The sequence below is a fragment of the Desulfobacter sp. genome (genome assembly GCF_050177295.1).
In genome coordinates, this window is sequence record NZ_JBFXHE010000112.1 from 1 (window position 1) to 11,365 (window position 11,365).

At 52.0% G+C, this 11,365-nt stretch carries 8 protein-coding genes and 1 pseudogene; 5 read left to right on the forward strand and 4 right to left on the reverse strand.

The window, feature by feature from the left end; genetic code table 11:
• From AB7U36_RS10020 to AB7U36_RS10035, 4 genes and pseudogenes are all read right to left on the reverse strand, one after another.
• Positions 1-126: pseudogene (locus AB7U36_RS10020) on the reverse strand (tyrosine-type recombinase/integrase); the annotation flags it as partial.
• A 96-nt stretch (positions 127-222) separates the two neighbouring features.
• Positions 223-1,356, reverse strand: coding sequence for a peptide-methionine (R)-S-oxide reductase MsrB (gene msrB / locus AB7U36_RS10025; protein WP_428159641.1), 1,134 nt, complete (start codon positions 1,354-1,356; stop codon positions 223-225).
• Positions 1,357-1,495: 139 nt separating this feature from the next.
• Positions 1,496-2,977, reverse strand: a complete 1,482-nt coding sequence (locus AB7U36_RS10030) for an ATP-binding protein (RefSeq protein WP_428159642.1) — start codon at positions 2,975-2,977, stop codon at positions 1,496-1,498.
• Positions 2,961-3,677, reverse strand: a complete 717-nt coding sequence (locus AB7U36_RS10035; RefSeq protein WP_428159643.1) for a response regulator transcription factor — start codon at positions 3,675-3,677, stop codon at positions 2,961-2,963. The genes AB7U36_RS10030 and AB7U36_RS10035 overlap by 17 nt, the downstream gene beginning before the upstream one ends.
• A 300-nt stretch (positions 3,678-3,977) precedes the next feature.
• Between AB7U36_RS10035 and AB7U36_RS10040 the strand changes: the two genes are divergently transcribed.
• The 5 genes from AB7U36_RS10040 to AB7U36_RS10060 form a co-directional block, all read left to right on the forward strand.
• The gene (locus tag AB7U36_RS10040; protein ID WP_428159644.1) at positions 3,978-6,125 is read left to right on the forward strand and encodes an FAD-dependent oxidoreductase; all 2,148 of its coding nucleotides are present in this window, start codon (positions 3,978-3,980) and stop codon (positions 6,123-6,125) included.
• A 49-nt stretch (positions 6,126-6,174) separates the two neighbouring features.
• Positions 6,175-9,276 (forward strand): DUF5714 domain-containing protein, encoded by a 3,102-nt coding sequence (locus AB7U36_RS10045; RefSeq protein ID WP_428159645.1) that lies wholly within the window; start codon positions 6,175-6,177, stop codon positions 9,274-9,276.
• Between the two features lie 2 nt (positions 9,277-9,278).
• On the forward strand, positions 9,279-9,947 hold the full coding sequence (locus AB7U36_RS10050; RefSeq protein WP_428159646.1) for a TIGR04282 family arsenosugar biosynthesis glycosyltransferase: 669 nt from the start codon (positions 9,279-9,281) through the stop codon (positions 9,945-9,947).
• Positions 9,944-10,702: a DUF3047 domain-containing protein gene (locus AB7U36_RS10055; protein WP_428159647.1), complete on the forward strand. Its 759-nt coding sequence runs from the start codon at positions 9,944-9,946 to the stop codon at positions 10,700-10,702. The genes AB7U36_RS10050 and AB7U36_RS10055 overlap by 4 nt, the downstream gene beginning before the upstream one ends.
• Positions 10,699-11,365: TIGR04283 family arsenosugar biosynthesis glycosyltransferase (locus tag AB7U36_RS10060; RefSeq protein WP_428159648.1), on the forward strand; the 667-nt coding region annotated here is incomplete at its 3' end. The genes AB7U36_RS10055 and AB7U36_RS10060, both read left to right, overlap by 4 nt.

Here is an 11,365-nt window from a genome sequence, read left to right on the forward strand (position 1 = left end):
ACTTCGTGGATGGGCTTTGTCGTACACCGCCATCAGGCGATCCATGCTCACATGAGTGTACACCTGGGTAGTAGACAGGCTGGCATGGCCCAATATCTCCTGAATACCCCGAAGATCTGCACCGGAAAATATATTATCAGACCATATATTTAGTCTTTCCAACAAAAAGCCCGGCAGCCACATGCTGCCGGGCTTTTTGAGGGATCAAGGACTCGGATCGGATTAGAAGAGCTTTGCGTACCTTTCATATCCCGCTTCGGCCAGTTTGTCTTTGGGGATGAACTTCAAGGCACCTGAATTAATGCAGTACCGAAGGCCCGTGGGAGCTGGACCATCGCCAAACACATGGCCCAGGTGGGAATCGGCAACCTTGCTTCTGACCTCGGTGCGTGTCATGAACAGACTTTTGTCCGTCTTTTCAACGATATACTCCGGCTCCAGGGGTCGGGTGAAACTGGGCCAGCCTGTACCGGACTTGAATTTATCCGTTGATGAGAACAATGGTTCTCCGGATACGATATCCACATAAATACCCTCTTTTTTATTGTCCCAGTATGCATTCTCAAAGGGGCGTTCCGTGCCTTTGTGCTGGGTGATTTTATACTGCATGGGGGACAACATTTTTTTGATGGCGGCATCTGAGGGGCGCGTCCACGCCGCTTTCATCCCGTCTTTTTTCATGTGCGTGTCTTTCCAGGCCTTTTCGATAAACTGATCCCGACCCGAATTCCACCGGTAGTATTTGTAGCTGATGGGGTTTTTTTTATAATAGTCCTGATGGTACGCCTCGGCAGGATAGAAGGTCTCAACCTTCGTGATCCGGGTGACAATGGGCTTGTCAAAGGCCATGGCGGATAACAGGTCCTTTTTGGAAGCCGCGGCCTCCATTTTTTGCCTGTCGGTGTGGTAAAAGATTTCAGAGCGGTACTGATTGCCCCGGTCCACAAACTGTCCGCCGGCATCCGTGGGATTGATGTGGCGCCAGAAGTAGTCCAGAAGTTCCTTATAGGTTACCACCTCTGGGTCGAAATAGACCTGAATGGCCTCGGTGTGGCCTGTGCCGCCGCTGGAGACCTCTTTATATGAGGGATGGGGCTTATGACCGCCGGTGTATCCTGAAATCACCTTTTGGACGCCCTTGACTTTTTCAAAGTCCGCCTCCATACACCAGAAGCAGCCTCCGGCAAAGGTGGCAATCTCGGGTTTCATCATATTATCGTCCATCATGTTTCCGGCCCCCTCTTTTTTAATGGCGTCCTCTTTCACCTCCCCTTCCATGCCTGCAAAGGCATAGAATCCAAGGGCGATGAACAGGGTGAGGGTCGTAAGGGTTAGAATGATCTGTTTGGATTTCATGGCAAATCTCCTTTCTAAGGGTTTTGGGTTTCCTTACCCCTTATGTTAGAAAGATAACATCACAGATAGATCGGTCAAAGGTCACAAGTTTATCACAAAAAATCGACCATGGGGGGCTTTACCCCGGCATTGAATTTTATTAGGACCGCTGCCAAGGGGGCAGGGAAAAGGAAAAACAGCTCCCCCTGCCCGCTTGACTTTCAACCTGAATCTCTCGGTCGTGGAGTTGGAGAATCCTGGAGGTAATGGCAAGGCCCAGGCCAGTGTGCCCATCTTTTTTTCTGCTAAACGGATCGGACTGGTAGAAGCGGTTGAAAATATGGGGCAGCTCTTTTTCAGGGATGCCCGGGCCTGTGTCGCTGATCCGGATCATTACCTCGGTTTCCAAGGAAACCGCAACAGACACCCTGCCCTTTGCCGGGGTATAGTGCAAGGCGTTTTCAATAAGATTTTCCAGGGCCCTCTCAATCAGAGCGATGTCCGCCTCAACTAAGGGAACGGTCTTTTCGAAACTCAGGCTCAGTTCAATCTCTTTTTGTTCTGCGGCAAGGGTAAATTTCTGACAGATATCCTGGATCAGCTCCCTGAGGTCAAAGGGTTCCGGAAAAAGATCCATGTGGGCGGACTCCAGGCGGGCCAGGTCAAGCAGTTCCGTGACCAGAGTGTTGAGGCGGCGACAGTGGCGGATGGCAATCTCAAGGTAGTGGTGCCGTTCTTCGGCAGAGTATTGATTCTCCTTGATGAGCAGGGTTTCGATATACCCCTGCAGGGTGGCCAGGGGGGTACGCAGGTCATGGGAGACATTGGCAACCAGCTCCCGCCGCATCTGCTCAGAGGCCTTCAGCTCCGCCATCTGGGCCTTGATCCGGGCAGCCATCTCCCTGAAAGTGGTGCTCAGCCGGTCAATTTCATCGGGCGGTCCCTGGCCCCTGGGCAGATCGACATCAACCCCTGCAGTTCCTCCTTCAAAAGCCTCCATGACGGCGGCAAGTTTTTTCAGCCGCCCGGTGAGAAGGCCGAAGAGGACCAGACCAGCGGCCAGGGCAAAGAGGAGACCGGCCCCGATCATCCAGGCCGAGAGCTGGAGTATATAGCTGCCTTTGAGTTTTTGGGCAACGGAATCGTATTCCTCCCCGCCCAAAATGACGTAGAGGTAGCCCTCAAGGATGCCGTTTCGTTCAATGGGTGCCGCTGAAAAGACTTTTTTTTCGGTAAGGTTTTTGGGGTCATCCCCCTGAACCGGCGGGGTCATAGTGCCGTCCAGCCATTGCTTTACAGGGGCGAGGTTCACTTTGCTGCGCTTGACCCTGCCTTCGGGGGCGGAAAAGGTCAGGATGTTCCCATCAACATCCAGAAGGTAGATCTCAATACCGGGGTTGATGACCATGAGCATGTGGAAGATATCCCTGAGCGCCTTCTGATTCACCCTGCCCTCTTCCATGAGAATCCGCTCTTTGACGATTTGTCGGGCCAGGCCCGTGTTCAGCTTCTGGTTCACCTCCTGCTGGTACATATCTGTGGCAAAGACGGTCACCCCGATAAAAATCAGGCCCACCACAAAAAAGAGGGCGGCCAGGCCTGCGGCAATTTTGGAGTACAAAGAATTAAACATCAGCCTCATCCGTCTCCGTAAATTTATATCCTACCCCCCAGACCGTCAAGATATACTGCGGATTGGCCGGGTCGGATTCTATTTTGGCCCGCAGACGGTTGATATTGGAGTTGACGGTATGGTCGTAGCCGTCGTGGCCGTATCCCCAGACATTTTCCAGAAGCTGGGACCGGTTAAACACCCGGCCTGGATGGCGGGCAAAAAAGGTGAGAAGCTCGTACTCCTTTGCCGTAAGATCCACATGCTTCCCTGCAACGGTGACCTTGCGTTTTTCGGGATCAATGACGAGCCCCCCGGCCTGGATGATGGATTCTGACGCGCTCTTCTTCATGACGGAGAGGTTTTCCATACGCCGGAATATGGATTTGATCCGGGCAACGAGTTCCCGGATGGAAAAGGGCTTGGTAATATAATCATCCGCCCCGAGTTCTATACCGAGAATCCTGTCGATCTCGGAAGACTTGGAGGTCAGCATGAGCACTGGAATGACCAGGCCCATGCCCCGAATGCTTTTAAGAATCTCGATGCCGTCCATGCCCGGCAGCATAATGTCCAGGACGATGAGATCGTAACCCCCGCCTGCCGCCTTCTTATATCCGGTAAAGCCGTCACGGGCCAGATCCACCTGCCAGAACTGGTCGGAGAGATGAAGAAGGAGAAGGTCGGAAAGCTCGGCATTGTCTTCCACCACAAGAATTTTTTTCTGCATGGGGCTCCTTTCGATTTAGGTGTTCCGAAATGAGATCTTGTTGTCCAGTCCGGGCCTCCAATGATTTGTTTCAATCATAACGGCCCTTGCAGGAACCAGTCAAATGAAAACACGCTTGTGAGGGATTTGTGAACCACACAATCTGAAAACAACATTTACGGCATGGCGGCTACATGCTATTTTTTAGTAACTGAGTCACAGACAATAGTTTCCGGTTCAGTCATTGCCGGCATACTGTTTTGCCCGGGTGGACTTGCATCATTCCGCCTTCCTAAACGTTTTAATGGAATTGGATATAAAATGAATCAAAAATTCTTTAAGGTACTCATTCTTGGAACATTTATCTTGGGCGTTATCCTGTTTTTTTCATTGGATCTTCACCGGCACCTGACCTTCGAGGCTCTTAAATCCCAACAAGCCGCCATGGAACATGTTTATGTCGAAAACACAACTCTAACCATCTTCATCTATGCGGCAGTCTATATCGTTATAACGGCCCTCTCACTTCCGGGAGCCGTGGTGATGACCCTGGCAGGCGGTGCCGTGTTTGGGCTTTGGACCGGCACAATCATTGTCTCCTTTGCCAGCACCATCGGTGCGACCCTGGCCTTTCTTGCGTCCCGATTTCTGTTAAGGGAGTACATCCAGGATCGATTTTCCGACCGGCTCAAAAAAATAAATGAGGGAATTGAAACCGACGGTCCCTTTTATCTTTTCACCCTGCGCCTGGTGCCGGTGTTTCCCTTTTTTGTCATCAACCTTCTCATGGGACTGACCCCCATTAAAACGGGCATATTCTACATCGTAAGTCAGCTGGGCATGCTTCCAGGGACCCTTGCTTACATCAATGCCGGCACCCGGTTATCCCAGGTGGAAAGCGCATCCGGGATTCTCTCCTTTCCATTGCTCGCTTCCTTTGCCATTTTGGGACTTTTCCCCTGGATGGCAAGGGCGTTCACAGGCTTTTTGAAAAACCGGCGGGTCATGGCAAAATTTTCCAAGCCTTCAAAATTTGACTACAACCTGGTGGTTATCGGTGCCGGTTCCGCAGGTCTTGTGACCTCTTATATTGCAGCGGCTGTAAAGGCGGGTGTGGCATTGGTGGAAAAGGACAAAATGGGGGGAGATTGCCTGAACACCGGGTGTGTGCCCAGCAAAGCCTTGCTGCGCAGCGCAAAAATGCTCTCCTATGCCAAAAGGGCCAAGGAGTTTGGTTTTGAACATACCCATATTGACTTCCATTTTAAAACGGTCATGGAGCGGGTGGAACAGATCATCAAAAAAATAGAACCCCATGATTCTGTGGAGCGGTATACCCAACTCGGGGTCGATTGCATCCGGGGCGAGGCCCATATTATCTCCCCATATAAAATTGAGGTGAACGGTAAAGTCATCACCACCCGCAGCATTGTCGTGGCAACGGGCGCCCGGCCGATGGTTCCGGCCATCCCCGGCCTTGACCAGGTGCAGTATCTCACCTCTGATACGGTCTGGTCTTTGAGAGATTTACCCCAAAGGCTGGTGGTGCTGGGGGGCGGTCCCATCGGGTGCGAAATCAGCCAGGCCTTTGCCCGTTTAGGTGCCCAGGTTACCCTGGTAGGCAGAGCTGTCCGGATCATGGGCCGGGAAGATGACGATGTGTCCGATTTCATCCAAGAGACCTTCATCCAGGAGGGCATTCGGGTCCTCACCGGGCACACGACAAAGGAGATCCGGGTGGACAATGACGAAAAAAAACTGATCTGTACCCGAAATTCGGATGGACAAGAAGTGCCCGTTCGGTTTGACGCCCTTTTGATTGCCTTGGGCCGTGTGGCCAATTCCCAAGGGTTTGGGCTGGAAAAACTGGGGGTGGCGCTGAACCCCAATGGTACCATTAAAACCAATAAATGGCTGCAGACCACCATGCCCAATATTTATGCGGCCGGTGATGTTGCAGGCCCTTATCAATTCACCCATGTGGCCGCTCACCAGGCCTGGTATGCCTCTGTAAACGCATTGTTCGGGTCTTTTAAAAAATTCACGGCAGACTACAGGGTGATCCCCTGGTGTACGTTTACCGATCCCGAAGTGGCACGGGTGGGAATGAACGAAAAAGATTGTCTTGCCGCCCATATTCCCTACGAGATGACCCGCTACGGGATTGACGATCTGGACCGGGCCATTGCCGACTCCGAAGCCCGGGGATTTGTCAAAGTGCTGACCGTTCCCCAAAAAGACAAAATCCTGGGGGTGACTATTGTGGGGTCCCATGCCGGAGATTTGATCCATGAATTTATTTTGGCCATGAAATACAATATCGGACTTAATAAAATCCTTAGCACCATACATATTTACCCGACCCTGGCAGAGTCCGGCCGATTTGCTGCGGGTGCCTGGAAAAGAGCCCGGGTGCCGAAAACCGCGATAGGGATTATTGAACGGTTTTTGGCCTGGCAGCGTAAATAATTATTTTTTGAATCTTGATACTTGCACAATCACAATGGGAGTACACACCTTGGACACAGATCAATATCATAGCTGGATCAGACTTGAACAGGACAACACCGCCGTATATATCAACCCCGAATCTGTGGACTGGATCGTCCCCAGTACCGCAGGAGACCGGCTGCTTCAAAAGCTTATCTCTTCCAAAAATCAGGACGGGAGAAAACAGTATCCGGGGGCTTCATTGGCACCCGGTGATACGGATTTTAGCGCCATCGTCCGTGAATCCCAGTTTCTCTCCTTATTAAAATCACCGGACACTGCCGATTACAAGGGCCGTGCCCACGCATTGACCCTTAAATCGTTAAAGGAGTTCTGGCTGCATATCACCGACAAATGCAATCTTGCCTGCCGCCACTGCCTCTTTTCCTGTTCATCCAAAACAAGCCGGACCATGGATTTCGACATGATCACCGCCACGGTCTTCCAGGCTTACGGCCTGGGCACCAGGATTTTTTATTTAACCGGCGGAGAACCCCTGGTACACCCCGATTTCCAGAAAATTTGCCGGCTGATTTTAAATGAATATCCCGACACCCTGCTCGTGATTTTAACCAACGGAATATTGATACCGGCCCACCTTGCTTTCTTCAAGACGTTGCCGTGTGAACGCCTGTTTCTCCAGGTCAGCCTGGATGGTCTTGAAGAGACCAACGATCGCTTAAGAGGCACCGGGGCCTTTGGCAAAACAACCGCCGGCCTTGCCAGTCTAAAAGGATCGAATATTATAACCACCCTCTCCATGGTGGTGCACCCGGACAATTTCCATCAGATGACAAAGATGGTAGAGCTGGGGGTAGAGTTTTCGATTAACGCCATCCATTACATGTGGCTTTTAACCACAGGGCGGGCATCGGCCCAGCCGGCGGTGCCCATGGCTGAGCTGTTCAAATATTTGATTGAGGCCCACGATATGGCAGCAGCCCACGATCTGTCCATTGATAATATCACCAACCTGGCCGCCAGGGTCTTCTCCACCCCCGGCACCAAATACGACTTGGGCAATGCCGGGTGGGAGTCGCTGGCACTGGGCCCAGACGGCATGATCTACCCTACCCCGGCCCTGATCGACCGTCAAGAGACCGTATGCGGCCATGTTTCCCAGGGATTGGAGACGATCTGGCGAAACAGTGACGTCCTTGGAACCCTGCGAAGTTTATCAGTGAAGGATGATCCCGTCTATGGGGACAATCCTTTAAAATACATTGTTGGCGGTCCGGACATTGATCACAGCTTCCATAACGGCGGATCATACCTGGGTCATGACCCCTACCTGCCCTTGCATAGCCGCCTGGCAGTGTGGTTAATGGTTCAGTCGGCTCAAGTTACCAAAGAAGCGCCCTGGCCCCAGATCCGGCGAAAAATGGGCGAGAAGTTGCTGCACTGTGAAAAGGATGGTGAAGTTGTGGCCCTGACCCACTCCAATTGCGTACTCACCCTGGCCGATACCCATGGCGTTGTGGGGCAATTTTATTCGGCTGCCGCACAACAGGAGAATACGGACATCACCAATCCGGTCTGCTATCCCGATGCGGAAATGTCCCATATTCCCAAATCCGCCAGGATTCGCTCCTATGGGTGCGGAAGCCCGGTCCTGGACGCAGGCATCACTTTGGGTGATACCGTGGTTGATCTTGGCTGCGGTGCCGGGGTGGAGTGCTACATTGCCGCCCGGAAAACAGGTCCTTCGGGACAGGTCATCGGGATTGACATGCTGGATCACATGCTGGCCCTGGCCCGAAAACCCCTTGGGGATGTGGCCCAAAACCTGGGGTACGGGAATGTCTCCTTTAAAAAAGGGTTTCTTGAACAACTGCCCCTGGCGGATAACACCGTGGATCTGGTCATCTCCAACTGCGTCATTAACCTCTCCCTGGACAAACGGCAGACTTTTGCTGAAATTTTTCGCATACTTGTCCCCGGCGGGCGGATTTTTATTTCCGACGTGGTCACCGATGATCCCTGCCCCCCTGAAATCCAGAATGATGCGGTACTCCGGGGGGCGTGTCTGTCAGGGGCACTTGTGCAGCCCCAGCTGATGAGCATCCTGGAATCAGCCGGATTCAGCCGGATCAGGGTGGTGAAACGTTTTTTTTACAAAGAGGTATTGAACCACAGGTTTTATGCTGTCACCTATACGGCCTTTCGGCCTAAGCCTGCGGAAAAAAATATGGTTTTTTACCCAGGCCCTCATGCCGCGGTGATGACTGACGACGGACAGGTGCTTTTACGCGGGCAATCGTCGGAGTCCACTAGGCCCTCTGATGCCCGGGAGGATACGACGATTTTTGAGCTGGATCACATGGGCAGTGTATCCAATATCGACGCCGTGAACGCCTGCAGCTGCGAACTGCCGCCCTCCCCTGTGGACGAGAACGCGGCCACCTTGACCCAAACGGCTTCTTTGACAACAGATACAAAATTTCAACAGGACTGCATGCTGTGCGGCCAACCACTGGTCTATCTGGAAGAACAAAGAGAGGAAAACTGTATTTTCTGCGGCAATCAATTCCCAGCCAACGCCGTATGCGAACAAGGTCATTTTGTCTGCGACCACTGCCATGGAAAAGAGATAGTGGATGTGGTCAAACATATCTGCACCCATACCGATGCAACAGATATGATTGATCTGATCAACCAGCTTCGCAGTCATCCCTCATTTCCCCTCCATGGCCCCGAGCATCATTTTGCAGTGCCCGGCGTCATCACCGCCGTGTTCAGAAATTTGGGCGGGGATATCACAGACAGCGACATCATTACGGCCATTGACCGGGGAAGAGCCGTTCCCGGCGGTGTCTGCGCTTTCTGGGGGACCTGCGGCGCTGCTGTGGGTGCGGGCATTGCCTTTGGGGTCATTTTGAAAAGCACCCCGTTAAAACCCAAGGCCAGGCAGATCGTCCAGCAGGTGTCCGAAGCCGTTATCCACGACCTGAACGGGATTGAGGCGGCCCGATGCTGCCAGCGGGAGGTCTGGACAACATTGAAAACAGTGGCCCGGTTGTCCGAAGCGTACCTGCCCCTGGTTCTGAGGGCCCATGGCGAGGCGCAATGCCGCCAACAGGGCAAAAACAGGGAGTGCATCCGGGAAACCTGCCCCTATTTCAAGGTGTGAAGATGACAAAAAACAACGCTGTCATCATTTTCATCAGATCCCCGGAAAAAGGCCGGGTCAAGACGCGCCTTGCAAAGGGGGTGGGAGACACAGCAGCCCTGGCGTTATATCGCTGCTTTGTGATGGATGTTCTGGATATGGTTCGATCAACTCCCTGGGCGTTGCGGGTCTACTATTACCCGGAAAACGCCATTCATCATATCAGGGATTGGCTGGGAGAGGATTTGGATCTTTTCCCCCAAAAGGGCACCACCCTGGGAGAAAAAATGGAAAATGCCCTTGCCGACACCTTTACCGCCGGATATGAAAGGGCCGTTCTCATCGGGTCTGATTTACCGGATCTGCCGTCTCAGATACTTGATACGGCCTTTAAGGCTCTGGACCAGTGCAGTGCGGCCATCGGCCCAAGTCATGATGGCGGATATTATCTGATCGGGTTTACGGCCAAAGGATTTACCCCCCGGATATTTCACGGTATCCCCTGGGGAACCGACCAGGTATTTGATCTGACCCTGAACAGATTTAAAGATCATCATGTGTCACACTGTACTCTGCCCGTGTGGCGGGACATTGATACCCAAAAGGACTTAGCCTTTCTCAATCTTGATCCAGCCGGCAAAACGGCCGTACACACAACCAATTACCTCTTAAAACAAGGAGTAAAATTTTGAGTCGACAAAAACAGATTTGGATAGCGGTCAGCTTTATCGTGGTTTTGCACGTCGCTGTTGCGCTTTGCGCCGAGCCGATATTAACCGTAGGGGGCTTTTCCCAGGCGAATACCGGGGAAATCTTACCCCGGCACTGGGAGCCTTTGACATTTAAAAAAATAAAGGCACATACCACATACAATATGGTTGAAGACCAGGGGCGAACTGTAATCAAAGCCTATAGCAAGGCATCCGCTTCGGGACTGATCCGCAAAATCGGCATTGATGTGAAAAAATATCCCATTATTCAATGGCAATGGAAAATCACGGACATTAATAAGAAAACCGATGTCACCCAAAAAAGCGGGGATGATTATCCGGCACGAATTTATGTGGCTTTTGAATATAACCCTGATGAGGCAGGGGTCTGGGAAAAAACCCGATTTGAAACCGCCCGCCTGATATACGGCCAGTATCCACCTGCAACAGTGGTGACCTATATCTGGGCCAACCGCGTCCCTAAAGGGACCCGGATACCCAACCCCTACATCAATCAGGTTATGATGATCGCCGTGCAAAGCGGTGACGACAAGGTGGGCACCTGGGTCACCGAAGAACGTAATATTTATCAGGACTATGTGGATAGTTTCGGACACCCGCCCCCCATGACTTCGGGTGTGGCGATCATGACGGACTCGGACAATACGGAGGGAACGTCAACGGCCTTTTACGGGGATATTATTTTCAAATCAACTTCCGGAACCTCAATCCAATGAATCCTCTGATCTCCGTTATTATACCGGTATACGGCGAAGCGGACCGTATTAACCGAACCATTGGCGACCTTAAATCATCGGCATCCCAGATGTTGTGGGCCACCCAAATTATTGTGGTGGATGGAGACCCTGAAAAACGCACCCTTCAAGCGATCAATGACCCGAATGTTATCAAAACAGCATCACCGGCCGGCCGGGGCGTGCAGATGAACCATGGGGCCCGGACCGCAACCGCAGATCTGCTGCTGTTTCTCCATGCAGATACTGTTTTGCCTGCAAATGCACTCAAAACAATTCTTCATGCCTGCCGGGACAAGGAAGTTGCTGCCGGTGCATTTGATCTGGCCATTGGCGCAAAGCAATTAGGTTTTCGTATCATCGAAAAGGTGGCAACGTTGCGTTCCCGGATCACCCGGATTCCTTTTGGCGACCAGGCAATATTCATTAAATCAAAATGCTTTTGGGACTTGGGAGGATATAAACCAATTGCACTGATGGAAGATGTGGAGATCATGCTCAGACTCAGAAAAAAGGGATATAAAATTCACTTCATTTCAGATCCGGTGGTTACCTCGGCCCGGCGCTGGAAAAAAGAAGGCATGATATATACAACCCTCCGCAACTGGATGCTTCAACTGCTCTTTTATATCGGGGTCAGCCCTG